Source organism: Shinella yambaruensis, from assembly GCF_022899355.1.
Lineage (GTDB): Bacteria > Pseudomonadota > Alphaproteobacteria > Rhizobiales > Rhizobiaceae > Shinella > Shinella yambaruensis.
Window position 1 is genome coordinate 276,613 of sequence record NZ_JALJCK010000009.1, and the last position, 24,868, is coordinate 301,480.

The 24,868-nt window shown below is 66.0% G+C and carries 27 protein-coding genes; 14 read left to right on the forward strand and 13 right to left on the reverse strand.

The window, feature by feature from the left end; genetic code table 11:
* Nucleotides 1-9: 9 nt before the first annotated feature.
* Complete coding sequence (gene tlpA / locus MUU56_RS21860) at nt 10-684, reverse strand: thiol:disulfide interchange protein TlpA (RefSeq protein WP_244769385.1); 675 nt, start codon at nt 682-684, stop codon at nt 10-12.
* 22 nt (nt 685-706) lie between these two features.
* Here tlpA and argH point away from each other — a divergent pair, with 22 nt between their 5' ends.
* The 4 genes from argH to MUU56_RS21880 all read left to right on the forward strand — a co-directional run bounded on the left by argH (nt 707) and on the right by MUU56_RS21880 (nt 6,491).
* Entirely contained in the window at nt 707-2,110 is a 1,404-nt protein-coding gene (argH, locus tag MUU56_RS21865) for an argininosuccinate lyase (RefSeq protein ID WP_244769386.1), read from the forward strand.
* A gap of 104 nt (nt 2,111-2,214) precedes the next feature.
* On the forward strand, nt 2,215-2,400 hold the full coding sequence (gene lptM, locus MUU56_RS21870) for an LPS translocon maturation chaperone LptM (RefSeq protein WP_244769387.1): 186 nt from the start codon (nt 2,215-2,217) through the stop codon (nt 2,398-2,400).
* Nucleotides 2,401-2,473: 73 nt separating this feature from the next.
* Complete coding sequence (gene lysA, locus MUU56_RS21875; RefSeq protein WP_244769388.1) at nt 2,474-3,742, forward strand: diaminopimelate decarboxylase; 1,269 nt, start codon at nt 2,474-2,476, stop codon at nt 3,740-3,742.
* 118 nt (nt 3,743-3,860) lie between these two features.
* Nucleotides 3,861-6,491: a TIGR02302 family protein gene (locus tag MUU56_RS21880; RefSeq protein ID WP_244769389.1), complete on the forward strand. Its 2,631-nt coding sequence runs from the start codon at nt 3,861-3,863 to the stop codon at nt 6,489-6,491.
* A gap of 6 nt (nt 6,492-6,497) precedes the next feature.
* Here the strand turns inward: MUU56_RS21880 and MUU56_RS21885 are convergent, their stop codons facing one another.
* From MUU56_RS21885 to MUU56_RS21895, 3 genes are all read right to left on the reverse strand, one after another.
* Nucleotides 6,498-6,857 carry a response regulator gene (locus MUU56_RS21885; protein WP_064331584.1) on the reverse strand — a complete coding sequence of 120 codons (360 nt, stop codon included), beginning with the start codon at nt 6,855-6,857 and terminating at the stop codon, nt 6,498-6,500.
* 175 nt (nt 6,858-7,032) lie between these two features.
* Nucleotides 7,033-7,581, reverse strand: a complete 549-nt coding sequence (gene hpt, locus MUU56_RS21890; protein WP_244769390.1) for a hypoxanthine phosphoribosyltransferase — start codon at nt 7,579-7,581, stop codon at nt 7,033-7,035.
* A gap of 92 nt (nt 7,582-7,673) precedes the next feature.
* On the reverse strand, nt 7,674-8,348 hold the full coding sequence (locus MUU56_RS21895) for a hypothetical protein (RefSeq protein ID WP_244769391.1): 675 nt from the start codon (nt 8,346-8,348) through the stop codon (nt 7,674-7,676).
* A gap of 204 nt (nt 8,349-8,552) precedes the next feature.
* Between MUU56_RS21895 and ftsE the strand changes: the two genes are divergently transcribed.
* From ftsE to MUU56_RS21915, 4 genes are all read left to right on the forward strand, one after another.
* The gene (gene ftsE, locus MUU56_RS21900; protein ID WP_244769392.1) at nt 8,553-9,212 is read left to right on the forward strand and encodes a cell division ATP-binding protein FtsE; all 660 of its coding nucleotides are present in this window, start codon (nt 8,553-8,555) and stop codon (nt 9,210-9,212) included.
* On the forward strand, nt 9,205-10,212 hold the full coding sequence (locus MUU56_RS21905) for a cell division protein FtsX (RefSeq protein ID WP_244769393.1): 1,008 nt from the start codon (nt 9,205-9,207) through the stop codon (nt 10,210-10,212). The genes ftsE and MUU56_RS21905 overlap by 8 nt, the downstream gene beginning before the upstream one ends.
* A gap of 70 nt (nt 10,213-10,282) precedes the next feature.
* Nucleotides 10,283-10,996, forward strand: a complete 714-nt coding sequence (locus tag MUU56_RS21910; protein WP_244769394.1) for a YdcF family protein — start codon at nt 10,283-10,285, stop codon at nt 10,994-10,996.
* A 135-nt stretch (nt 10,997-11,131) separates the two neighbouring features.
* Nucleotides 11,132-11,920, forward strand: coding sequence for a lysophospholipid acyltransferase family protein (locus MUU56_RS21915; RefSeq protein WP_244769395.1), 789 nt, complete (start codon nt 11,132-11,134; stop codon nt 11,918-11,920).
* Here the strand turns inward: MUU56_RS21915 and MUU56_RS21920 are convergent, their stop codons facing one another.
* On the reverse strand, nt 11,921-12,472 hold the full coding sequence (locus tag MUU56_RS21920) for a gamma-glutamylcyclotransferase (RefSeq protein ID WP_244769396.1): 552 nt from the start codon (nt 12,470-12,472) through the stop codon (nt 11,921-11,923).
* Between the two features lie 85 nt (nt 12,473-12,557).
* On the opposite strand from MUU56_RS21920, the gene MUU56_RS21925 reads away from it, so the two are divergent.
* Nucleotides 12,558-13,565 (forward strand): DUF2125 domain-containing protein, encoded by a 1,008-nt coding sequence (locus MUU56_RS21925; protein WP_244769397.1) that lies wholly within the window; start codon nt 12,558-12,560, stop codon nt 13,563-13,565.
* Nucleotides 13,566-13,567: 2 nt separating this feature from the next.
* On the opposite strand, the gene MUU56_RS21930 is transcribed toward MUU56_RS21925, so the two are convergent.
* Nucleotides 13,568-14,497, reverse strand: coding sequence for a prephenate/arogenate dehydrogenase family protein (locus MUU56_RS21930; protein ID WP_244769398.1), 930 nt, complete (start codon nt 14,495-14,497; stop codon nt 13,568-13,570).
* A gap of 64 nt (nt 14,498-14,561) precedes the next feature.
* Nucleotides 14,562-15,311: a class I SAM-dependent methyltransferase gene (locus tag MUU56_RS21935; RefSeq protein ID WP_244769399.1), complete on the reverse strand. Its 750-nt coding sequence runs from the start codon at nt 15,309-15,311 to the stop codon at nt 14,562-14,564.
* A gap of 89 nt (nt 15,312-15,400) precedes the next feature.
* Between MUU56_RS21935 and gloB the strand changes: the two genes are divergently transcribed.
* Together gloB and MUU56_RS21945 are read left to right on the forward strand one after the other, a co-directional pair.
* Complete coding sequence (gene gloB, locus MUU56_RS21940) at nt 15,401-16,165, forward strand: hydroxyacylglutathione hydrolase (RefSeq protein WP_244769400.1); 765 nt, start codon at nt 15,401-15,403, stop codon at nt 16,163-16,165.
* The gene (locus tag MUU56_RS21945; protein ID WP_244769401.1) at nt 16,165-16,587 is read left to right on the forward strand and encodes a cupin domain-containing protein; all 423 of its coding nucleotides are present in this window, start codon (nt 16,165-16,167) and stop codon (nt 16,585-16,587) included. Before gloB ends, MUU56_RS21945 begins: the two co-directional genes overlap by 1 nt.
* On the opposite strand, the gene yddG is transcribed toward MUU56_RS21945, so the two are convergent.
* Both yddG and MUU56_RS21955 read right to left on the reverse strand, forming a co-directional pair.
* Complete coding sequence (gene yddG / locus MUU56_RS21950) at nt 16,588-17,469, reverse strand: aromatic amino acid exporter YddG (RefSeq protein WP_244769402.1); 882 nt, start codon at nt 17,467-17,469, stop codon at nt 16,588-16,590.
* 40 nt (nt 17,470-17,509) lie between these two features.
* Nucleotides 17,510-18,301: a DUF3108 domain-containing protein gene (locus MUU56_RS21955; protein ID WP_398431400.1), complete on the reverse strand. Its 792-nt coding sequence runs from the start codon at nt 18,299-18,301 to the stop codon at nt 17,510-17,512.
* A 241-nt stretch (nt 18,302-18,542) separates the two neighbouring features.
* Between MUU56_RS21955 and rpmB the strand changes: the two genes are divergently transcribed.
* Both rpmB and MUU56_RS21965 read left to right on the forward strand, forming a co-directional pair.
* Nucleotides 18,543-18,833, forward strand: coding sequence for a 50S ribosomal protein L28 (rpmB, locus tag MUU56_RS21960; protein ID WP_064331573.1), 291 nt, complete (start codon nt 18,543-18,545; stop codon nt 18,831-18,833).
* A gap of 160 nt (nt 18,834-18,993) precedes the next feature.
* Nucleotides 18,994-19,632, forward strand: coding sequence for a VUT family protein (locus tag MUU56_RS21965; protein WP_244769404.1), 639 nt, complete (start codon nt 18,994-18,996; stop codon nt 19,630-19,632).
* Nucleotides 19,633-19,753: 121 nt separating this feature from the next.
* On the opposite strand, the gene MUU56_RS21970 is transcribed toward MUU56_RS21965, so the two are convergent.
* The 4 genes from MUU56_RS21970 to MUU56_RS21985 all read right to left on the reverse strand — a co-directional run bounded on the left by MUU56_RS21970 (nt 19,754) and on the right by MUU56_RS21985 (nt 24,444).
* The gene (locus MUU56_RS21970) at nt 19,754-20,755 is read right to left on the reverse strand and encodes an esterase-like activity of phytase family protein (protein ID WP_244769405.1); all 1,002 of its coding nucleotides are present in this window, start codon (nt 20,753-20,755) and stop codon (nt 19,754-19,756) included.
* Between the two features lie 31 nt (nt 20,756-20,786).
* Nucleotides 20,787-22,688, reverse strand: coding sequence for a cobaltochelatase subunit CobT (cobT, locus tag MUU56_RS21975; protein WP_244769406.1), 1,902 nt, complete (start codon nt 22,686-22,688; stop codon nt 20,787-20,789).
* A 16-nt stretch (nt 22,689-22,704) separates the two neighbouring features.
* Complete coding sequence (gene cobS / locus MUU56_RS21980) at nt 22,705-23,703, reverse strand: cobaltochelatase subunit CobS (RefSeq protein ID WP_064331569.1); 999 nt, start codon at nt 23,701-23,703, stop codon at nt 22,705-22,707.
* 117 nt (nt 23,704-23,820) lie between these two features.
* Nucleotides 23,821-24,444: a J domain-containing protein gene (locus MUU56_RS21985; RefSeq protein WP_244769407.1), complete on the reverse strand. Its 624-nt coding sequence runs from the start codon at nt 24,442-24,444 to the stop codon at nt 23,821-23,823.
* A gap of 118 nt (nt 24,445-24,562) precedes the next feature.
* Between MUU56_RS21985 and MUU56_RS21990 the strand changes: the two genes are divergently transcribed.
* A complete protein-coding gene (locus tag MUU56_RS21990; protein WP_244769408.1) occupies nt 24,563-24,844 on the forward strand; it encodes a BolA family protein in 282 nt (93 codons plus the stop codon).
* The last annotated feature ends 24 nt before the right edge of the window (nt 24,845-24,868 follow it).

A 24,868-nucleotide genomic window follows, 5' to 3' on the forward strand; every position in this document is an offset into this window, starting at 1 on the left:
GGCTGCGGCTTAGCTTTTCGGCGCCGCCAGCGCGGCGTTGATCAGGGCCTTGGCGTCGTCGCTGTCCCAGGCGGCGGGGCCGTTCATCGCCGAGATCAGGCAGCCCTTGTCGTCCATCAGCAACGTGACGGGCAGGCCGAAGGCGAGGCCTTCCTTCTTCAGCGTGTTGAAGACGCCCATCGAGGCATCGCGGTAGTAGCCGAGTTCGTTGACGCCCGTTTCGGTGAGGAAGGCCTTCGGCTTCTCGTCGTCGCCGGTGTCGATGTTGATCGCCACGACCTCGAACCTGTCGCTGCCGAGCTCCTTTTCGAGCGCGTTGAGCGCCGGCATCTCCTCGCGGCACGGAACGCACCAGGTGGCCCAGAGGTTGACGAGCAGCGTCTTGCCGGAAAAATCGGCGATCGTCTTCTTCTTGCCGTCGGGGCCGTCGAAGACGAGATCGGGCAGCGGGCGGTGCGCGTCCACCGTGCGCATGGCGGCGACCTGCCCCTTGGAAAAGGGCGTCAGGGCTTCGGCCTTCGCCGCGGCGGCCGCGCAGGCGGCGGGATCGGCGGAAGCGACCGCGCCATTGCCAGACAGGCTTTCCTTCACGTATATCGCAGCACCACCGGCGAGAAGTCCGGCGAGCCCGGCAATGGCGATGAGCTTTCCTGCCGGCAGGCCGAGTTTCTTCTTCACTGTCATTTCATTCTCCAGGACGGGACCCATGGCTGACGGCACTTCCGAGACGAAATCCTCGAACCAGATGTGGGGCGGCCGTTTCGCCTCGGGACCGGATGCGATCATGGAGGAGATAAATGCCTCCATCGGCTTCGACAAGAAGCTTTACGCCCAGGACATCCGCGGCTCAAAGGCGCATGCCGAGATGCTCGCCCACCAGGGCATCATTTCGGCGGACGATAAGGAAAAGATCGTTCACGGTCTCGACACGATCCTGTCAGAGATCGAAAGCGGAAGTTTCGAGTTCTCCCGCCGGCTGGAAGACATCCACATGAATGTCGAGGCGCGGCTGGCGACGCTGATCGGCCCCGCGGCCGGCCGCCTGCACACCGCCCGCTCGCGCAACGACCAGGTGGCGCTCGACTTTCGTCTCTGGGTGAAGGAAGAGCTGCAGAAGACGGAGAAGGCGCTGACGGGTCTGATATCGGCCTTCCTCGATCGTGCCGAGGAGCATGCCGAGACCGTCATGCCGGGCTTCACCCATCTGCAGACCGCCCAGCCGGTGACCTTCGGCCACCATTGCATGGCCTATGTCGAGATGTTCGGCCGCGACCGCCAGCGCGTGCGCCACGCCATCGAGCATCTCGACGAAAGCCCGATCGGTGCCGCCGCGCTTGCCGGCACGGGCTACAATATCGACCGGCACATGACGGCGAAGGCGCTCGGCTTCCGCGAGCCGACCCGCAATTCCATCGATACCGTGTCGGACCGCGATTTCGCCCTGGAATTCCTGTCGATCGCAGCGATTGCCGGCGTTCACCTGTCGCGCCTTGCCGAGGAGATCGTCATCTGGTCGACGCCGCAATTCGGCTTCATCCGCCTGTCGGATGCCTTCTCCACCGGCTCCTCCATCATGCCGCAGAAGAAGAATCCGGACGCCGCCGAGCTGGTGCGCGCCAAGACCGGCCGCATCAACGGCTCGCTGATCGCGCTCCTGACGGTCATGAAAGGCCTGCCGCTCGCCTATTCCAAGGACATGCAGGAAGACAAGGAACAGGTCTTCGACGCGGCCGAGAGCATCGAGCTGGCGATTGCAGCGATGACCGGCATGGTGCGCGACATGACGATCCGCACCGACAGGATGAAGGCGGCGGCCGGGTCCGGTTATTCCACCGCCACCGATCTTGCCGACTGGCTGGTGCGCGAGGCGGGACTTCCTTTCCGCGACGCGCATCATGTGACGGGCCGCGCCGTGGCACTGGCGGAGGGCAAGGGCTGCGACCTTGCCGACCTGTCGCTCGAGGAGCTGCAGGCGATCCATGCCGCCATCACCGCCGACATCTTCAACGTCCTGACGGTCGAGGCCTCGGTTGCGAGCCGCAAGAGTTTCGGCGGCACCGCGCCCCTGGAGGTCCGCAAGCAGATCGCCTGGTGGCGGCAGCGGAACTGATCAGATTGCTTGCAGGACTCATCAGTAGATTAAGGGTGCACAAGGGCGGGCGAATTCGCTAAGGATGGTGCCCACCCGATCACCGGCATTCCAGGGAACGCTTCATGACACGCATCGATATCGGCAGGCTGGCTCTCGTGCTCTGCCTTTCCGCAGCGGTTCTGACCGCCTGCGGCCGCAAGGGCGATCTCGACCTGCCGGGCGGCGCGCAGCCGGTCTACAAGACCGTCGACGGCAAGAAGGTCGAGCAGGTCGAAGACAAGCCCTTCATCCTCGATCCCCTTCTCTAGTTTTGATGTCCTCCCGAACGCAAAGCCGCTGCACGGTTTTGCCGGAATTGCCCTTGTTTAACGGACGAGACCTGTGAACCATTTCGAGCATCGCGACGGCATCCTCCATGCGGAGGACGTGCCCGTTCCGGAAATCGCCAAGGCGGTCGGCACGCCCTTCTACGTCTATTCGACGGCCACGCTGGAGCGCCACTACAAGGTCTTCGCCAAGGCCTTCGACGGCGTCGATGCCATGGTGTGCTATGCCATGAAGGCGAATTCGAACCAGGCGGTGCTGAAGACGCTCGCCCGGCTCGGCGCCGGCATCGACGTGGTCTCGGAAGGCGAACTGCGCCGGGCGCTGGCCGCCGGCGTCCCCGCCTCGCGCATCATGTTCTCCGGCGTCGGCAAGACGCCGCGCGAGATGGACCTTGGCCTCGAGGCCGGCATCTACTGCTTCAACGTCGAATCCGAGCCGGAGCTGGAGGTGTTGAACGCCCGCGCCGTGAAGGCCGGCAAGGTGGCGCATGTCTCCTTCCGCATCAATCCGGACGTCGATGCCCGCACGCACGCCAAGATCTCGACGGGCAAGAAGGAAAACAAGTTCGGCATTTCCTGGGAGCGCGCCCGCGCCGTCTATGCCCGCGCCGCCGGCCTGCCGGGCATCAAGGTGACCGGTATCGACATGCATATCGGCAGCCAGATCACCGAGCTGCAACCCTTCGAGGACGCCTTCAAGCTCTTGCGCGAACTCGTCGATACGCTGCGCGCCGACGGCCATACGATCGATCACGTCGATGTCGGCGGCGGCCTCGGTATCCCCTACAAGACGGACAATGCGCCGCCGCCGCTGCCGGACGCCTATGCCGAGATCGTCAAGAACCAGCTCCAGGGTCTGAACTGCAAGATCGTCACCGAGCCCGGCCGGCTGATCGTCGGCAATGCCGGCATCCTCGTCACCGAGGTCATCTATGTGAAGGACGGCGGCGAGAAGACCTTCGTCATCGTCGATGCGGCCATGAACGATCTCATCCGCCCGACGCTCTACGAGGCCTGGCACGAGATCCAGCCGGTCGTCATCTCCGCCGCCAGCGCGCCGCGCATCCGGGCGGATGTGGTGGGCCCGGTCTGCGAGACCGGCGACTATCTGGCGCAGGACCGCGAAATGGCGCAGCCGAAGCCCGGCGACCTGATCGCCGTCGGTTCCGCCGGTGCCTATGGCGCCGTGCAGGCCGGCACCTATAACAGCCGCCTGCTGGTGCCGGAGGTGCTGGTCAACGGGGCCGCGTTCCATGTCGTGCGGCCGCGGCAGAGCTATGACGACCTGATCGGCCTCGATTCGGTGCCGGACTGGCTCGCCTGACCTTCGGAAGCGCTAAAACCGGCCGCCTGCGCGATCACGATTTTGCGCGTGCCCTCGTCTTCGCCACAAAGCATGTTATCTTTTGGTGGTGACAACCTGCAGCGGAGAGCGGCGACCGATGGCGATTGACACGCAAGGACAGCGCGGGAAGGAGGCGACCGGCAGCCCGGTGGCCCGCCGGCTCGCGGGAAAACGCCTTGCCGCCCAGGCCATCCTCTATCTGGAAGCGCTCGCCCCGCGGGTGCTGCCGATCCTGCTTCTCGTCGCAGCTTTCCTGGCGCTCACCTGGTTCGGCTATTTCCGCCATGTGCCGGCCTGGCTGCATCTTGCGACGCTCGCCGCCTTCGCGCTCGGCCTCGTCGGCCTGCTCATCCGCCTGCGCGGCATCGTCTGGCCGTCGACCGACAAGGCCTATCGCATGCTGGAGGCGCGCAATGCGCTCGCCCACCAGGCGATCCGGGTGCAGGACGACCGGCCGTCCGGCGGCGATGCCTTTGCCGAGGCGCTGTGGCGTGAACACCAGGCCCGCATGGCGCGGATGATCGGCACGCTGAGGACCGGGGCGCCGGAGCCCGATATCGCCCGTCACGACCGCCATGCCCTGCGTGCGGTGCCGCTGCTCCTCGTCGCCATCGCCTTTGCCTTCTCCTATTCCAACCGCGGCGGCCTTCTGGCCGATGTGGTTACCGTCCGTGCCCCCGCCGAAACCGCGCCGGACGTGCGCATCGACGCCTGGGTGACGCCGCCGGCGCACACGTCGCGCGCGCCCATCTTCCTGACCGGCAGCCCGCAGGGTCAGCCGGGTGAGGCCGCCAGGGGCGAGATCCGCATTCCGCAATTCAGCGAACTGACCGTGCGCGTCACCGGCGGTGGCGGCGACGAGGCGGTGAGCTATCAGGTAACCGGCGAAACCGCGGCCACGGCCATCCTCCCCGAGGCGGAAAAGCCGAAGGATGAAAAAGCCGAGGCTTCGAAGGCCGAGGCGAAGGTGCCGGTGGCGGCCGCCAATGACGCCAGGACCATGCGCTACAAGATCCTGAAGGACGGCACGCTCTCGGTTGCCGGCCAGACCTGGACCTTTGCGGTCATTCCGGACCGCGTGCCGGAAATCGCCTTCGACGGCATCCCGAAGAAGACCGTCGCCTCGGCGCTGGAGATCAGCTTCATCGCCAAGGACGATTACGGGATCCAGGAGGCCCATGCGGAGATCGTGCCGGTCGAAAAGCCGAAGGATGCGCGTCCGCTCTATCCGTTGCCGGAGTATAGGCTCGACCTGCCCCGCCGCGCCGCGCGCGACGCCAAGGGCACGACGAGCCGCAACCTGTCCGAACACCCGCTCTCCGGTAAGCGCGTGAAGATCACGCTCGTCGCCAAGGATGCCGCCGGGCAGGAGGGGCGCAGCCAGCCGGTCGAGATGATCCTGCCGGCCAAGACCTTCTTCGAGCCGCTCGCCGCGGCCGTCGCCGAACAGCGGCAGGTCTTCGCGCTCGATGCCAACCAGCTGCCGCACGCGATCGCGCTCAACGAGGCGCTGACGATCCGGCCGGAAGAGACGATCCCCAACCTCACGCATTACCTGCTGCTGCAATCGGCCAATGCGCGCATGAAGCTCTCCCGCACGGACGACCAGATGCGTGAGACGGCGGACTATCTCTGGGAAATCGCCCTCGGCATCGAGGACGGCAACCTGTCGCTGGCCGACCGCCGGCTGCGCGAGGCGCAGAAGGCGCTCTCCGAGGCGCTGGAGCGCAACGCCTCCGACGAGGAGATCGCCGCGCTCATGAAGGAACTGCGCGAGGCGATGCAGGCCTATATGGAGGAGCTTGCGCGCCAGGCGGCCAAGAACGGCCAGATGCAGCAGAATGCCCAGCAGCAGGGCCAGATCCTGCGCCAGCAGGATTTGCAGCGCATGATGGACCAGATCGAGAATCTGGCCCGTTCCGGCGCGCGTGACCAGGCCCAGCAGATGCTCTCCGAGCTGCAGCGCATGATGAACAACCTGCAGGCCGGCCGGCCGCAGCAGGGCCAGCAAGGCCAGCAGAACGACGCGATGCGCCAGCAGATGGACAAGCTCGGCCAGCTGATGCAGCAGCAGCAGAAGCTGATGGAGCAGACCTTCCAGTTCGACCAGGCGCTGCGTGACCGCCAGCAGCGCGGCGATCCGATGCCGGGCGAGGAGGGCGAGCAGCGGCCGGGCGACAACGGCGCCGGCCAGCAGCCGACCGACCAGATGACGGCCGAACAGTTGCGTGAGGCGCTGAAGAAGCTGCAGGAGCAGCAGGACACACTGGGCAAGCAGCTCGGCGAGATTCAGGAAGCGCTGAAGGGCATGGGGCTGGAGCCCGGCGAAGGTTTTGGCCAGGCCGGCCGCGAGATGAAGGGCGCTTCGGAAGCGCTCGGCGAGGGCCAGGGCGAATCGGCCGTCGGCAGCCAGGGCCGCGCGCTGGAGGCGCTGCGCCAGGGCGCGCAGAACATGATGAGCCAGATGCAGGCCATGATGGGGCAGGGACAGGGCCAGGGACCGGGCGAAGGCATCCCGCAGGCGGGCCGCAACGGCCGCGATCCGCTGGGCCGCGAGCGCACCCTCAACGGGCAGGGCCCGGATTTCGGCGGGCCGACCAAGGTTCCGGAAGAGATCGACATCCAGCGGGCGCGTGAAATCCTGGAGGAGATCCGCCGTCGCCTCGGCACCGGGGCAGCGCCCGGTTTTGAACGGGATTACCTGGAGCGGCTGCTCGGAATCCGCTGAAGCGCGTCAGGCCGCGAGCGCCGTCGCCACGGCGCGGCGGATGTCCGGCAGGCTGAAGGGCTTGCTCACCACGTCGACGATCTTCGAGGCAAGGTCGTCGGCCCGCTCGCGTTGCTCGGCATAACCGGTCATCAGCAGGATCTTCAGCGCCGGATGGGCGGCGGACGCCTTGTGGGCGAGCTCGATGCCGTCCATCACGGGCATGCGGATGTCGGACAGGAGGAGATCGAAGCCGCCCTCAGTCAGGGCGTCGAGCCCTGCGGCACCGTCCGGCGCCTCGACGGTCTCGTGGCCGTCCATGCGCAGCGCCCGCGCCACGAAGGTGCGGAGCGAATCCTCGTCCTCGGTGATCAGGATCTTGGCCATCGGTTCCCCTTTCGGTCCGTTCATCCGGCCCTGCTCCAGGCCGCCGCTGTCTGGGCGGCGGAACAGAAGGCCGAGCGGCAGGCCGATTCTCCGGTGCCGCTCCGCGAACGAAAAGACCAGACTTTCCTTGTCGATCGGTAAACGACCGATGGGGGAATCTGCAGTCAGGCCGGCGTCAAGCGTCCGCGTCGCCCGTTACGACGCCGACGAAGGGCAGTTCGCGGAAGGCATAGGCGACGTCCATGCCGTAGCCGACGACGAAATGATCCGGGCATTCGAAGCCGACATAGTCGGCTTCCAGATCGGTCTTGCGCTTCTCGCGCTTGTCGAGCAGCACGGCGATCGTGACGTTGCGGGCGCCGCGCTCATACATCAGCTCCTTGGCGAAGCTGAGCGTGCGGCCGGATTCGAGGATGTCGTCGATCAGCAGGATATCGCGGCCATGCACGTCGCTGTCGATGTCCTTGATGACCTTCACGCCCTGCGAGACGGTGCCGGCGCCGTAGCTCGACAGCGTGATGAACTCGACTTCGGGGGCAAGGCCGGCCGCATGAAGGGCGCGGGTGAGGTCGGCTGCGAAGATGAACGAGCCCTTGAGCACGGCGATGACGAGGAGGTCCTTCGTCGGGCCGCTGGCGATCTCGGCCGCCAGTTCTTCATTGCGCTTGGCGATCGTAGCGGCGTCGTAGAGCGTTTCGATCTTCTTTCCGCGGACAATCTGCATCGCGAGGCGGCTCCTTGGTCGTGGGCAAATCCGGCAAAATCCCGCGGTCTTGCGTGCGGAATTGCGGGAAACAGAGGAGCCGCTTAGCACAGTCAGGGGGCGGGTGCACCCTCGGCGGCGAGCGAAACCGAGACTTTCGGCACTTTTCCGCCATTGTGCGGAATGCGCAACGCGAAGGTCTCACTGGCGCCCGGCGCGAGCTTTGCGGTTTCGAGCGAGAGGCGGTGGTGGATCGCCTTGCCCATGCGCTCGAAGACGATGTCGACCGGCGGCACGGCGGCGATGGTGTTACCGCCATTGGTGAGGCGGCCATAGACGGCGAGCACCTTCATGCCGTTGCGGTCGTCGACCGTCGTGATGACATCGGCAATGCGCAGCGCGCCGCCCGGCGTGCTTGCGGGAAGCGCCGCCCTGAGGGCGGAAAGTCCGCCGGCATAGGCGAAGACGAAGATGAAGGCCGCCGTGACGAGACCGGCAAAGGCGCGGCCCGGGAGGCGCTGCAAGCCTGCCTCGCACAGCCGGCCGCCGGCTGCGGCGACGCGAAGCAGCAGGTGGCGCGGCGGCATGTCGGCTGGCGTGGGCCGCGCAGGGCGGTGATTGTCGTTCGACGTGCGGGCGGCGGTGCTGCGGATGACGACGAAATCGGCATCGACCACTTCGAGGCGCGCCGGGAACGGCTTTGCATTCCGGCGGGCCGGCGTCTTCGGCTCCGGCGGCAGAAGGTCGATCCGGCCCTTCGCCTCGCGTCTTGCTCTGAAGGCGTTCATCGCAACCTCCCCGCTTCGCCAGCGCCCTTTCCGCGCAAAATCATGGGCGAAAAGTCGGGCATTGAATGAAATCCTTACGAAACGTAAACCATACTGGTTAATGCTTCGGAAACCCGACCGTGAAAGAGCCGCTTTCCTGTGCGACCTCGCCAGCGGACCTGCTTCGGCAGGCAAGGTAACCCGCCTTTAGAACCGGATTGATCATTGATTCACTTCGAGAATGTCGGACTGCGCTATGGAATGGGCCCGGAAATCCTCCGCGACCTGACCTTCGATATTCCGCACCGCTCCTTCCAGTTCCTGACCGGGCCGTCCGGCGCCGGCAAGACGACGTTGCTGCGCCTGCTCTTCCTCTCCCTGCAGCCGACGCGCGGCATCATCCGCACCTTCGACCGCGAGATCTCGACCATCCCGCGCGACGAGCTGCCGATGCTGCGCCGGCGCATCGGCATCGTCTTCCAGGATTTCCGCCTGCTCGATCACCTGACGACCTATGAGAACGTCGCCCTGCCGCTGCGCGTGCGCGGCAAGGAGGAAGCGAGCTATCGTGCCGACGTGCTCGAACTTCTGAAATGGGTCGGGCTCGGGGAACGAATCAACGTGTTGCCGCCGGTGCTGTCGGGCGGGGAGAAGCAGCGTGCGGCCATTGCCCGCGCCCTCATCGACCGGCCGGAACTGCTGCTCGCCGACGAGCCGACCGGCAATGTCGACCCGCCGATGGCACGCCGGCTGCTCAGCCTCTTCCTCGAACTGAACCGGCTCGGCACCGCCGTGGTGATCGCCACGCACGATCTGTCGCTGATGGACCAGGTGGAGGCGCGGCGCATGATCCTCTCGCAAGGGCGGCTCGACATCTATGACTGACGCGCCCCGCGAGACCGCCCAGGAGGCCCAGCCCGCCCGCCGGCCGGAAATGAAGGTGCGCCCGACGGCGCCCATCGTGCCGCCGGCGAATGTTTCCGGCAATGCGCTGATGCTCGTCATCGCCATCATGGCCTTCCTCGCCTGCCTCACCTTCGGCGCGGTCAGCATGGTGCGGGCGACGGCGGCGAGCTGGCAGAGCCAGATCTCCCGCGAGATCACCATCCAGATCAAGCCGGACGACGATCTCGATATGGAGAAGGCGCTCACGGACGCGCGCGACCTTGCCCTCACCTTCTCCGGCACGCGCGACGGCACGATCGTCGACAAGACGGCAACGGCACGGCTGCTCGAACCCTGGCTCGGCGAGGGGCTGAACATCGACGAACTGCCGGTGCCGCGCCTCGTCATCGTCACCATCGACGAGCAGAACCCGCCGGATTTCACGGCGATGCGGGCCGCGCTGGCGGAGAAGATCCCGACGGCCTTCCTCGACGACCACCGCACCTGGGTCGACCGTCTCGTCGCCATGGCGCGCACGACGGCCTTCATCGGCACGGGCGTGCTGGTGCTCGTCTTCTCCGCCATGGTGCTGACCGTCATCTTCGCGACGCGCGGCGCGCTTTCCGGCAACCGGCATATCGTCGAGGTGCTGCATTTCGTCGGCGCCGAGGCGAGCTTCGTCGCTTCCGAATTCCAGAAGCATTTCCTGAAGATCAGCCTGAAGGGCTCGCTTGCCGGCGGGCTGCTGGCGGCGCTGTTCTTCGCCGTCGCTGGCTTCTGGCAGGGGCGCTCCATCGCGACGCCGCAGAGCGACCAGGCGACGGCGCTGTTCGGCACCTTCTCCATGGGGGTCACGGGTTATCTCGGCATTGCCGGCACGATCGTCGTGATCGCGCTGCTGACGACGCTGACGGCCCGTTTCACCGTGATGCGGACCATCCACGAAATCGACCAGATCCGCTCCGACCCTTCACGCACCGACCAGTTGCCCGACCCATGACGCGGACCGGACGGGCGCTCGCCGTAAAACGGACTATCGGTTGCCGCAATCCCGTTCTATGGACGGAATCATGAACGCGCTTGAACGGGCAAAACCGGGTCTGCCGCACGGCGCCCGGTCTGACGGGGCGGGACGGCGACGCAAAGGCCCCGTCCGTCTCGCCGTGCGCGTGGTTCTCGCGCTCCTCCTGCTCGCTGCCGTGGCGGGCACGGGCGGCTTCCTCTATTTCGCCGAAACCGTCGCCGCGCTCGAAACGCCGAGCGACCCGAAGGCCGATGCCATCGTGGTGCTGACCGGCGGCTACCAGCGCATCGACCGGGCCATCGACCTTCTCAAGCAGGGCGCCGGCGAGCGGCTGCTGATCTCGGGCGTCAACCCCGCGACGAGCGGCAACCAGATCCGCAAGCTCACGCAGAGCTCGTCTACGCTGTTCGAATGCTGCGTCGACATGGGGTACGAAGCGGTCGACACGATCGGCAATGCCAACGAGACGGCGCGCTGGATCAGCGACCACCAGTTCCGCCGCGTGCTCGTCGTCACCAACAACTACCACATGCCGCGCAGCCTGCTGGAGCTGAAGGTCATCGATCCCAGGACCGAGTTCATCGCCTATCCCGTCGTCAATTCGGACCTGAAGAACGGCAACTGGCTGCGCCAGCCGGGCGTGATGAAGGCGATGCTGTCGGAATATCTCAAGTATAGCCTCGCGCATATCCGCGCCTTTGCCGGCGCGCGCAGCTGGTCCGGACTGCGCGGCGACATGGCGGGCCTTTCCGGCGGCTGATCGCTATGGCGGAAGCCTCCTTTCAGGCCCTTGTTTTTCCGCATCCCGTCAGTGCAAAACCGTGCACACTTTTGCGCGACACGCTTTTGAATATCGTGTAGGGCGAAGAAACGCGTCCCGCTGACAGGCTGCCTGATGATCGCTTTCCGTTCCGTGCTCTTCAATACCCTCTTCTACCTGAACCTCATCGTGCAGATGATCGTCATGACGCCGGCCTATTTCCTGCTGCCGCGCAAGAAGGCCTACGGCATCGCCAAGAACTGGGTGAGGAGCAATCACTGGCTCTTCGAGACGATCGTCGGCACGACCTTCGAGATCGAAGGGCTGGAGAACATCCCGAAGGGCGGCTACATCTTCGCGCCGAAGCACCAGTCCTTCTGGGATGCCTATGCATTGCTGCCCTGGCTGGACGATCCCTTCTATATCCTCAAGCGTGAACTCACCTGGATCCCGCTCTTCGGCTGGTATCTGAAGAAGCAACGCATGGTGCCGGTCGATCGCAGCGCGCGCGGCAAGGTCATGGCCGCCGTCATGCAGCGCACCAAGGCGGAGATGAATTCCGGCCGCCAGCTCATCATCTATCCGGAAGGCACGCGTCGCCCGCCGGGCGCGACGCCGGAATACAAGTACGGCATCGCCCGCCTCTATCGCGATCTCCAGGTGCCGGTCGTGCCGGTCGTCATGCATCCGGGCCTGTTCTGGCCGCGGCGCAAGTTCATCCGCTATCCAGGGCACTTCAAGGTGCGCATCCTGCCGGCGATCGAGCCGGGCATGGATCCGGACGCCTTCCTCGCCCATCTCGTCGAGGTGATGGAGACGGCGAGCGACCGGCTGCTGGTGGAAACCGCGGCGGCGAACCCGAACCTGCCTTTGCCGCCGACGGCCGAGCGGCGTCTGGCGGAGCTGAAGGCACACGCCGCCTGATCAGGCGGAGCTTCGTGCGTGGAGGTTTTCCGCGGTGCGACCGACATCCTCCAGCCAATGGTCGCGGATGCCCATTTCGCGCAGATGCACCAGCGTGTTGCGCACATAGTCGATATTGTGGCCCGACTTGCCGACGGCGGAACTGACGGTCGCGGCCGCCTCCTCGACGGAGAGCGCGCCGGCGAACTGGTGGTGGGCGCGGTCGCAGATATAGGCGAGCGTCGAGACGCGGCGGCCGTCGCCGAGCGTCGCGGCAAGCGTGCGCTCCTTGTAGACATGGGTCACCAGTTCCCGCTCGCGCAGGTAATCGACCACCGCCTCCCGGCTTGCGGGTGCGATGCGGAAGGCGACGCCGCGGCAGGAGCCGCCGCGATCGAGGCCCAGCACGAGGCCGGGTCTGGCCTCCGTGCCGCGATGGACCCAGGAGCGCACGCAGAGCGAACGGCGGAAGCCGAAGAGATGGGCCGGCTGCTGTTCCTCGAATTCGAAGCCCGGATTCCACATCAGCGAACCGTAGCCAAAAACCCAGAATTCGTTCATATCCACCGTCACCTGGACCATCTCTCAAAAAGCCGCCGCAATTGCCGGCTTTGACGCGCTTGCGGGCAAATCATGTCCGCCACCATTGGAGAACAACATGGCATCGTCAAGCCGCGCCGGCACGTCCGGCGTCACGCGCAAACTCGTCCGGCTCGCCGTTGCCGTCGTTCTCGTCGCCGCGCTCTATACGGGCGGATGGTTCTATGCCGCAAGCTGGCTGAAGGACACGCTGGACCGGCAGCTCTCCGCATCCGCGCAGGGCATGCATTCGGCCTCGTGCAGCAATCTTTCCGTTCGCGGCTTCCCGTTCCGCATCGGCCTCTTCTGCGATGCGGTCGGCATCGACGACCGCCCGACGGGCCTGTCGGCGAGCTTCGGGGCGCTCCGCTCGGCCGCGCAGGTCTATCGCCCGGGCCATGCGGTCGCCGAACTCGACGGGCCGGCGCAGGTGCGCGTGACGCCCGATCTCGTCTTCGATGCCGACTGGGATCTTCTGCGGGCAAGCGGCACCGCCTGGACGAACGGGCTCGACCGTGCCTCGGTCGCCTATGACGGGCTGAAGGGCCGGCTCAACGTGCCCTCCGAGGCCGTTTCGCTCGGCGTGACCGCTGCCCATGGTGAAAAGCATATCCGTCAATCCGGTGGGGCGCTCGATGTCGCCGCCTCCTTCGATGCGCTCTCGCTCGATCTTGGCGACCGGGTGCTGCCGCCGCTTGACGTCACGGCCGACATGACGATCGCCGATGCCGCGACATGGATCTCCGCCGAAGGCCCGCCGGCCGGCGCGCCGCTCGGCGCAAACATGGAGCTGCGCCGCCTGTCGCTCGACCTCGGCGACGGCAAGGTGGCGACCCTTTCCGGCCCGCTCAAGGTGGGTGACGACGGCTACCTCTCGGGCACGCTCGATCTCGACATCGCCGGCATCACGGTCTGGCGCGACCGGATCTCCGAGGCGTTTCCGGAGATCGCGGAGACGGCGGCGCAGGTCGCGCAGGTGGTCGAAGGCCTGTCGAAGGGCGGCGACCGGGCGGTGGTGAAGCTCAATGTGCAGGACGGGACGGTCTATCTCGGCCTCTTCCCGATCGCGTTCATCCCGCCGATCTGATCTCAGCTCTTCTTGTCGGCGACCGGTCGGCCGAAATTCGGCGCGGACGTGTCCTGGCCCGCATCGATGATCGAGCGGCGGATGGCGCGAGTGCGGGTGAAAAGGTCGAAGAGCTTCTCGCCATCGCCCCAGCGGATGGCGCGCTGCAGATAGGCGAGGTCCTCGGAAAAGCGCGCCAGCATTTCGAGGATCGCGTCCTTGTTGTGCAGGCAGACGTCCCGCCACATGGTCGGGTCCGAGGCGGCGAGGCGGGTGAAATCGCGGAAGCCCGAGGCGGAATATTTGATTACCTCGGATTCCGTCACGGTTTCGAGATCGTCCGCCGTGCCGACGATGTTGTAGGCGATGATATGCGGCAGGTGCGAGACGATGGCGAGCACCTTGTCGTGGTGCTCCGTGTCCATCTCGTCGACCTTGGAGCCGAGCGCCTCCCAGAAGGCGGCGAGCCTGCGCTTGGCCTCCTTGTCCGTGCCGTGCACGGGGGTGAGGATGCACCAGCGGTTCTGGAACAGTTCGGCGAAGCCGGCGTCCGGGCCGGAATGCTCGGTGCCCGCCAGCGGGTGGCCGGGGATGAAATGCACGGTCTTCGGCATGTGCGGCAGCATCTGCGCGACGACCGAGGTTTTGGTGGAGCCGACGTCGGTGACGATGGCGCCGGGCTTCAGGTGCGGGGCGATGTCCTCCGCCACCTTGCCGGAGGCGCCAACGGGCACCGAGACGATGACGAGGTCGGCGCCTTCCACGGCCGTGCCGGCGTCATGGACGTAGTCGGTGCCGAGCTCGAGTTCGCGGGCGCGGTCGAGCGTCTCCTGGCTGCGGCTGGAAATGGTGACGGTCCTGGCAAGGCCCTTCGCCTTGACGGCGCGGGCGATGGAGGAGCCGATGAGGCCGATGCCGATCAGTGCGATCTTGTCGAAATGTCCGTCCGTCATGCCCTTCGCCCTTCGTTTCCGCTTGGGCCCGCTCTAGCGGGCGGGCCGGCATTTGTCGAGGGGATCAGCGCGGCGCGCGCTCGCGCGTCGTCGGCACGCCCTGCGGGGCGAGTACAGGTACGAAGACGCGGCGCGAGGCGCGGGCGGCGACGGGCAGGCCCTGATAGAGCCGCTTCTGCGCCTCCACGATGATGACGCCGGAGAACATCGGCCAGAGCATGCGCCCCAGACGCTCGAAGGCGCCGCGCAGTTTCTGCACGCTGCGCAGCTTGGAGGGCGGGAAGAACAGCGCTTCGGCCGAGGCGCCGGGCGTGAAGTTGGTCTCGCGCAACAGCGCGGTCAGCTGGCCGCGCGAATAGGGCCGGCCGGAGCCGAAGGGCGTATGCTCCATGCGTGCCCAGACGCCGCGCCGGTTCGGCACGACGATGACGAGCCGCCCGCCCGGGGCCAGCACGCGCCAGAGCTCCTTCATCGTCTCGCGCGGGTTCTCCGCAAATTCCAGCGAATGCACCATCAGCACGCGATCGACCGAGGCATCCGGCAGCGGCAGTTCCTCGTCGAAGACAAGGGCCGTGGAGGAGAGCTCGCCCGGCGGCCAGTTCACCGCGCCCTGGCCGGCCGGCATGAAGGCGAAGGTGCGCTCGGTATCGGCGCGGAACCGTTCCAGGTAGGGCACGGCATAACCGAGCCCGACCAGCCGCTCGTCCGGCAGGCGCGCCCAGAGCGAGGCGAGCGCCATGGCGATCGAATGGTCGGCGAGGCGCCCGAGCGGCGAGTGGTAGAATTCACGAAGGTCGACGATATCGGCATGCATGACCTGAATGTGCGCGACGGGCCGGTGGACTTCAAGGCCGATTGCCTTACATTCCCGCCGACCGCCCGCAATGCGATGAGGAATGCGCCATGACCCCGCTGGAAATAGACCTCTTTCCCTGCCGCAGCGATAATTTCGGCGTGCTGCTGCACGATCCGGCGACGGGGGCGACCGCGAGCATCGATGCGCCGGAGGAAAAGCCCATCCTCGATGCGCTCGCCCGCCGCGGCTGGACGCTCAGCCATATCTTCACGACGCATCACCACAACGACCATGTCGAGGCCAATCTGACGCTGAAGAACCGTTTCGGCGCGACGATCATCGGGCCGGCGCGCGAGACGATCCCGGGCATCGACCGCAAGGTGGATGGCGGCGACAGCTTCGACTTTGCCGGCAGGCGCGTCGAGGTCATCCTGACGCCGGGGCATACGGCTGGGCACATCTGCTTCCATCTGCCGGCGGAAAAGCTGCTCTTTGCGGCCGATACGCTGTTTGCGCTCGGCTGCGGCCGGCTCTTCGAGGGCACGCCGGCGCAGATGTGGGAATCGCTTGAAAAGCTCGCCGCGCTGCCGGAGGAGACGACCGTCTATTTCGGCCATGAATACACGCTCTCCAATGCACGCTTCGCCATAACCGTCGATCCGGGCAATGCCGCCCTCGCAAGCCGCGTGGCGGAGATCGAGTCGCTTCGGGCGGCGGGCGCTTTCACCGCACCGACGACCATCGGCCTCGAAAAGGCGACCAACCCCTTCCTGCGGGCCGCCGATCCTTCGATCCGCCGCCATCTCGGCATGGAAACGGCGAGCGACGCCGAGGTCTTTGCGGAAATCCGCGCACGCAAGGACCGGTTCTGATGACGCCCCGGGATATCATCGCCCGGCTCGGCATGGAGCGGCATCCGGAAGGCGGCTGGTATGTGCAGACCTTTCGCGATGCCGCGGGCGGCGCGCGCGGACATTCGACGGCGATCTACTACCTCCTGGAGCGGGGCGAGCGCTCGCACTGGCACCGGGTGAAGGATGCGGTCGAGGTCTGGCACCATTATGCCGGCGGGCCGCTGGCGCTGTCTGTGAGTGACGGCGCTGCGCCGGCGGAGACGCAGGTGCTGGGGCCGGATCTTGCGGCGGGCGAACGGCCGCAGGTCATCGTGCCGGCGAACTGGTGGCAAGCGGCCGAACCGCTCGGCGACTGGACGCTGGTCGGCTGCACGGTCTCGCCGGGCTTTCTCTTCTCGTCCTTCGAGATGGCGCCGCCCGGCTGGGAACCGGGCGCCTGATCAGGCCGGGCTTGCCGCCGCCTTGCGGAAGATCATGTCCTTGGCGGCGAGGATTGCCCCGCCCGTGACCAGCAGGCAGGCAAGGCCGATGCGCCAGGACGGTTCGGCAAAGCCGGACAGGATCAGCACGAGCGTCGAGAGCAGCGGTGCGGCATAGCTTGCGGCCCCGAGGATCTGGATGTCGCCGTTCTTGATGCCGAAATCCCAGGCATAGAAGGCCGCGCCGACGGGCAGGAGGCCAAGGCCGGCGACGGCGAGCCATTCGAAGCCCGTTTGCGGCCAGACCGTGGTTTCCAGCATCAGGTGGCAGGCAAGCGAGAGGAGGGCGGTGGCGAGGCAGAAGCCGGTCACCACATCCGTCGAGACCGCCTCGAAACGGCGGGTGAGCAGTGAATAGCCCGCCCAGGTGAAGGCGCAGAGGAAGGCCGCGCCATAGCCGACAAGGTACGCCTCATCGAAGGCGAAGCCGTTGCGGCCGACGATGAGCACCGTGCCGCCGAGGCCGAGGCACGCGCCGACGACATGATTCCATTTCAGCCGCTCGCCCGGCAGCAGCGCCGAGCCGACGACGATGAGGAGCGGCCAGAGATAGGCGATCAGGCCGGCTTCCACGGCGGGCGCGTTGCGCAGCGCGGTGAAGTAGAGGAAGTGGTAGCCGAAGAGGCCGAGAATGCCGGTGATCCAGACCTTGGCCGGTTGCCGCAGCAGCTTGGTGCGCTCGGGCCGGGCGAGGAGCACGAAGATGCCGGGCAGGCTGCCGATCAGGAAGCAGACGGCGGAGAGCTGGAAGGGCGGCATCTTGCCGGAGGCCGCAGTGAAGAGCGCGAGCAGCGACCACATCAGGATCGCCGAAAAGCCAATCAGGGTCGCACGCGTCTTCAAGGCCGATCACTCCCGCCGGTCCGCCGACGGGCCGGGCGCGTCAGCCGCCGAAGCGCGTGGCCGAGACGGTGACAGGGCCGAGCTTGGTCGGAATCTGTACATAGACCGGAGCATATACCTTCGCGCTCTCGGCCTTGGCAAACCAGATTTCCATCGTCTTCAGCTTGCGCAGGTATTCCACGTCGTCGCGGCCCTTGCGATAGCCGGATTTCGGCACGAAGCGGATGCCGCAGACGACAACCTCGCCCTCGAAGCCCTTGGTGGAATAGGGCTTGGTGCCCTTGGAGCTCAGTTTCAGGTCGAGGCGGCTCTCACCGTCGAAGATCGGCAGCGTCTTCGGGCAGACGCGGCTTCCCTCCGGGATGATGAGGCCGGAAATCGGGTCGAGCACGGCGCGCATGTCGGCGGTGGAGACGGGCACCCAGTTCTTCGGCTTGCGCCGCGGCGGCGTCATGCTGGCGGTGATGACATTGCCGTTGTGGAAGGTGACGTCGATGGCGCGGCTGCGCTTGCCGCTCTTGTAGTTCACCGAATAGTTCGTGGCGTGCAACCGGCCGCGGCTGACGGTGCCTGAGACCGAGGTCGTGCCCTTGGTGCTCGAGAAGATATCGGCAAGGCCGGCCGATTGCAGGCTGCCGGAAATCGTGTAGCGGTTGCCGTTGAAGGCCGAGCGGAAGGTGGCGGTGGCCACCGGCAGGCCGGACAGGCGGATGCTGTAATCCGTGCGGTGCTCGATTTCCGCCGACGAAAGCGGCGTTGCGCCACCCATAAGGGCAAGCGACATGACAGCGCCAGCAACCCAAACCCGCCCGTTCATCTTCACGACTCCCATTGAGACGCCCCGCCTAGTCTGCCATTGCGGCGATTCTACGCCGCGGCAAAAGTCCGATCCACTTGCTCTTGCCTGCAAATCATGGCCTTTGGCAACTGAATTCAGGGTGAACGGCAGGTTTGGCTTGACGTCGGCGTCGCGTGTGACTATAGAACCGCGACTTTCCAAAAAGGCCAGACGGACTGCGGCCGGTTTCGGTGCCGGAAACGTATTGTCCTGAACAAAGAAAAATAGGTGTATCATGTCCCGTAGTTGCGAATTGACCGGCAAGGGCGTCCAGTCGGGCAACAATGTGAGCCACGCAAACAACAAGACGAAGCGCAAGTTCCTGCCGAACCTGTGCAATGTCACGCTGATTTCCGACGCCCTCGGCCAGCGTTTCCGTCTTCGCGTTTCCGCTGCTGCCCTCCGCTCGGTCGAGCACCGCGGTGGCCTCGACGCCTTCCTGCTGAAGGCCGAAGAGAACGAACTGTCGATGCGCGCTCGCCTGCTGCGCCGCCAGATCGCCAAGAAGACCGCTGCAGCCGCCTGATCCAAGGCGTCACGTCAGACCGTTTTCATTGAGGCTTGACCGGTCGCCGGGCAGGCCTCAATGCTTTGCGCTAAAACGCAATTCCTGGCGGAAGGCTGCTTTGCACCTTTCCCGGAATCGCCTCATCCCTCCAACTGGTGGCATCACCCAGGATAAAAAAATGCTCGCGAACCGCATTACCCTTCTCTATGTCCTCCTGATGACAGCCGTGGTCGTCGCCTCAAACGTGCTGGTGCAGTATCCGCTTTCGGGCGTGCTGCTGGGCATCAACCTCGGCGACCTGCTGACCTATGGTGCCTTCACCTATCCGGTCGCCTTCCTCATCACCGACCTCACCAACCGCCAGTTCGGCCCGCGCGTCGCGCGCCGCGTCGTCGCGGCCGGTTTCGTCGTGGCGGTGGCCTTCTCCTTCGCCGTCGCCTCGCCGCGCATTGCGATCGCATCCGGTTCGGCGTTCCTGTTCGGCCAGCTGCTCGACATCTCGGTCTTCAACACGCTCCGCCGGCAGGCCTGGTGGCGCGCGCCGCTGATCGCGTCGCTGATCGGTTCGCTGCTGGATACGATCCTGTTCTTCTCCTTCGCCTTCGCGCCGGCCTTTTCCATCTTCGGCCCGAACGATGCCTTCGCGATCGAATGGGCGCCAATCCTGGGCGTTCTTGCCGCGGAAGCCCCGCGCTGGATCTCCTGGGCGCTCGGCGATTTTTCGGTGAAGGTTCTGGTCGGTTTCGTCATGCTGCTGCCCTATGGCGCGCTGATGAGCAAGCTGAAGCCGATGCCGGGCGTCGAAAAGCTGGCCTGAGAAGAAAGCACAGCCGACGGGCGGTTCAGGTTCACGACAGGCCTTGCCCCACCCATCGCCGCGCCCGGAACGTGAATGCCCGGCTCAAGGCCGGGCATATGCCGGAGGGGTGGCGGTGGCGTTATTTTCCCAATAGCAGGCGGAATTCGAGCATCAGGTTGCGCTGGAGGATGGAGTGGTTGTCGTCGGAGACGACGATCAGACGGATATCGTCCTCACCCATCACCACGACGTCCAGCCCTTCCATATTGTCGATCTGATGGCTGAGGTCGACGTCGATCAGCACGTCGCCGTCGACCACCGCACCGGGGCGGATCTTCCCGCCGTCGATGCGGCGGATGCGCATGCCGATGCCGTCGGAGAGCCGGAAGCGGCGCTCCAGCAGCAGGAGGTCGCCATTCGGCAGGAAGGCGCCGTCGGTGATGTCCCAGGGATCGTTGCGCGTGACAGCGAAGGTGCCGGCGCGCGGGCCGCCGAGCACGGCGGCAAAGACGTTGCCGTCGGGATCGAGGCTGCGTTCCGTGACGGTGACCGGCACGGCGCCGAGCGGCCCCGCCTCCGGTGACATCGCCAGCGTCTCCATGCCGCGGTTGCTGCGCAGCTCGCGCCGGGGGAAGGGAAGGGCGAGGCGGCGGGCGGGCCTTGCGTCCATGAAGCCGGGGTCGGGATAGGCGTCGATGCGGTGGACGTTCTCGAAGCTTACCAGAACCTCGCCCTTGCCGAGGGCAAGGCCCTCCGCATCCATCTGGTACTTGACGTTTTCGTCCTGGCCTTCCTCGTTGAGCATCGAGCGTATCTTGAGATCGGCAAGGCCGCTCAGCCGGCCTTCGGCGTCCCGCTCGATGCGGCCGGTCAGCCAGTGGCCGGTATCGAGCACGGCGACGAAATCCTGCCGGTCGGCGCGGAAACGGATCGCCGAGACGGCGCCGAGCAGGGGATTGCTGGACGAATAGCTGATGCCGCCGAGGAATTCGAGCTTGCCGAAGGTGCGCTGGTCGGAGCCGAAGGTGAAGTGCGTGATGGCGCGGCTGGTGACGGGAAGCGCCACGACCTCCGCTGCTGCAGGCCCTGGCAACGGCAGCGAAAGCGCGATGGCGGCGGCGAGAAGAGGGAGGCCTCGCATAAGGCTCCCTATGCGCCGGCGTGGTACCGGCTCAGCCGGCACGGCGTCGGCCGGCGGGGCGTCGGCTGGTGGCCTCGTCGGCGAAGAGCGAGGCGAGCTGTTCCGTCATCGCGCCGGCCAGTTCGTCGGCATCGACGATGGTGACGGCGCGGCGATAATAGCGCGTCACGTCATGGCCGATGCCGATGGCGAGAAGCTCGACCGGCGATTTCGTCTCGATCTGCTCGATGACGGCGCGCAGGTGCCGTTCCAGATAGTTGCCGGGGTTCACCGAAAGCGTCGAATCATCGACCGGCGCACCGTCCGAGATCATCATCAGGATGCGGCGCTGCTCGGGGCGGGCCAGCAGGCGATTGTGCGCCCAGATCAGCGCCTCGCCGTCGATGTTCTCCTTGAGCAGGCCCTCGCGCATCATCAGGCCGAGATTGCGCCTCGCGCGCCGCCACGGGGCGTCCGCGCCCTTGTAGACGATGTGGCGGAGGTCGTTGAGGCGGCCGGGTGATTGCGGCTTTCCGCTGCCGAGCCACTTTTCGCGCGACTGGCCGCCCTTCCACGCCTTGGTGGTGAAGCCGAGGATCTCGACCTTCACGCCGCAGCGCTCCAGCGTGCGCGCGAGAATATCGGCGCAGGTGGCGGCGACGGTGATCGGCCGGCCGCGCATCGAGCCGGAATTGTCGATCAAGAGCGTCACGACCGTATCGCGGAAGGTCGTGTCCTTCTCGCGCTTGAAGGAAAGCGGCTGCATCGGATCGATGATGATGCGCTGCAGGCGGGCGCTGTCGAGATAGCCCTCTTCGAGGTCGAATTCCCAAGCGCGGTTCTGCTGTGCCATCAGGCGGCGCTGCAGGCGGTTCGCCAGGCGGCCGACGGCGCCCTGCAGATGGGCGAGCTGCTTGTCGAGGAAGGCGCGCAGGCGATCGAGCTCCGCCTCGTCGCACAGCTCCTCCGCCGTGATCATCTCGTCGAATTCCTCGGTGAAGACCGTGTAGTCGACCTTCTCGTTGAAATCGCTGAAGGGATGGTTCGGGCGGCGGACCTCGCCGGGCGTCTCGCTGTCGTCGCCGTCGTCGTCGACGAGATCGTCGTCGGAGATCTCCGCGCCGTCCATCTCGCCTTCGTCCATCTGGTCGTCGGACGTCTCGTTCTCGTCGGCGGGCGCTGCGTCGTCGCCGGCGTCCTCCTGGCTTTCGTTGTCTTCCTGCTCGTCGCTGCGCGGCTGGTCCTCGTCCTCGGGCGTCTCTGAATCATCCGGCTCGGTTTCGTCCTCGCCATACTGTTCGGCGACGTTCATCGAGGCGAGCATGTTGCGCACGACGCGGGAGAAAGCCTGCTGGTCGTTGATGGCGGCGGTGAGGCCGTCCATGTCGCGACCGGCCTTGTCGGTGATGAAGTCGCGCCAGAGGTCCAGCACCTTGCCGGCGGAGGCCGGCGGGGCCTGGCCCGTCAGCTTTTCCCGAACGATGAGTGCGACGGCCTCTTCGAGCGGCGCATCGGCCTGGCGGCTGATCGCGCCGAAATTCGCCTTGGCGTATTTCTCCGTCAGCATGGTGGTGAGGTTCTGCGCCATGCCCGGCATGCGGTTGGAGCCGATGGCCTCGACGCGCGCCTGCTCGACCGCGTCGAAGATCGCGCGGGCGTCCGCCCCCTGCGGCGACATGGTCGCGTGGATGCGGGCATCGTGGCAGGCCTTGCGCAGCGCCATCGAATCGCCGAGGCCGCGGGTGATCGCGACTTCGGTGGGCGAGGGGCGCTTCGTCAGTTCCGGCAGGCGGATACGCTCGCCGGTCATGCCGGGCCGCTCGTTGGCGAAGGAAACCTCCACCTCCGCATCGCCGGCGACGGCGCGCACGCAGCCCGTCACCGCGCGGCGGAACGGCTCCATGTCGACCACGCCGCCGGGCCTCGGCTTCGAATTGTCTCCGCGAGCTGCCATGCGCTTTTCCCGGGCCTCAGGCCGTCGCCTCCAGCACGATGTTGGCGGCGCTTTCCTTCAGTTCGACGCCGAAGGCGCGCTGATAGAGTTCGGCGACCAGCGTGCGTTCCAGCTCGTCGCACTTGTTGAGGAAGGTGACGCGGAAGGCGAAGGCGAGATCGCCGAAGATCTCGGCGTTTTCGCCCCAGGTGATGACGGTGCGCGGGCTCATCACGGTGGAGAGGTCGCCGTTGATGAAGGCGGCGCGGGTGAGGTCGGCGACGCGGACCATGCGCGAGATCGTGTCGCGGCCGTCCTTGCCGGCGGCAAGGCGCTTCACCTTGGCGGCGACGATGCTGACCTCGTTGTCGTGCGGCAGATAGTTCAGCGTGGTGACGATCGACCAGCGGTCCATCTGCGCCTGGTTGATCTGCTGCGTGCCGTGGTAGAGGCCCGTCGTATCGCCGAGGCCGACCGTGTTGGCGGTGGCGAACAGGCGGAAGGCGGGGTGCGGGCGGATGACGCGGCTCTGGTCGAGCAGGGTCAGGCGGCCGGAGGATTCCAGCACGCGCTGGATGACGAACATCACGTCCGGGCGGCCGGCATCGTATTCGTCGAAGACGAGCGCGACATTGTGCTGGTAGGCCCAGGGCAGGATGCCGTCCTTGAATTCGGTGACCTGCAATCCGTCCTTCACGACGATGGCGTCCTTGCCGACAAGGTCGATACGGCTGACATGGCTGTCGAGGTTGACGCGCACGCAGGGCCAGTTGAGGCGGGCGGCGACCTGCTCGATATGGGTCGACTTGCCGGTGCCGTGATAGCCGGAGACCATGACGCGGCGGTTATGCGCGAAGCCCGCGAGGATGGCGAGGGTGGTTTCCCGGTCGAACAGGTAGTCCGGGTCGAGGTCCGGCACATAGGCGTCCGCCTTGGAATAGGCCGGAACCTTGAGGTCCGTATCAATGCCGAAAACCTCCCGGACGGATACCGTGGTATCGGGGAGGTTGGAAATATCGAGATCCATCTTGCTCATCACGTCTCCGCGGGCGGCGGGCTTGCCTCCACCCCAATATCCTAGTGCACGCCGACTGCGCCCTTTGCCTGATGGCATCGTGCGAAACCGGGCGATTCCGTCCGGCCGCAAAATGCTCTAGCAGAAGCCGGCCTGCTTTAACAATTGATATGCTTGGATGACCGCGCGAAAACGCTCTTCCGAGCCTCTATCTCCGCCATTTGCATCGGGGTGATGCTTTTTGACAAGGGCTTTGTAGGCGGTCTTGATGTCCTGGGCCGTCGCGGTGGCGGCAAGGCCGAGCGTGTCGTAGGCTTTCGCCTCCAGCGTTTTCAGCTTCCTGGCGCGCGGCTCCATCTGCGGCCGGCGGCCTTTTCCCTCGGCGAAGAAGCCGAAGGGATCGCGGATGCGCTGATTTGCCCCGGCGGAACCCGAACGCGCCGTGCCCTGCGCCGGACCGTTCTTCGCCGCCTTGTTGACGCCGATCGTCCAGGTCGGGCGGTGGCCGGTGATCGCCTCCTTCTGGTAGCGGGCGATCTCGCCGTCGGAAAGGCCGGAGAAGTAGTTGTAGCCCTTGTTGTATTCCTTGACGTGCTCGAAGCAGAACATGAAATACTGGCCTTCGGCATTGCGGCCGACGGGCGCGCGATGCACGGCGTTCTCCTCGCAACCGTCCCACTGACAGATCGGCGCGGAGCGTTCGGGACGCTCCACGCGCCGCTTCGTGCGGATGCGGTCGAAGTATTTGGAATCGAGTTTCATGGCCCCATTATGGGGTTCCGGAAGGCCTGCAACAAGAATTGACAAAGCGGATTGTTGCTGGCTTTGTGGAACCATTTTGTGCATCGCGGCGCACGGTTTCCGCCGCCGAAGGTCTGCCATGTCCATGAAGTCCAGCATCGCCGAAAAGCTGACCGCCGCATTCACGCCGGAGCGGCTCGACGTCATCAACGAGAGCCACCTGCATGCCGGCCACCAGCCGGATTTCAACGGCGAGGGGGAGACGCATATGCGCGTGCGCATCGTCGCCTCCGCCTTTGCCGGCATGAGCCGCGTGGCGCGCCACCGGGCGATCAACGACCTCGTGAAGGCGGAGTTCGATGCGGGGCTGCATGCGCTGGCCGTCGAGGCGGCCGCGCCCGGGGAAGCAACCCGCTGGTGATGAGCGCATTCCCGCTTTTCTTCG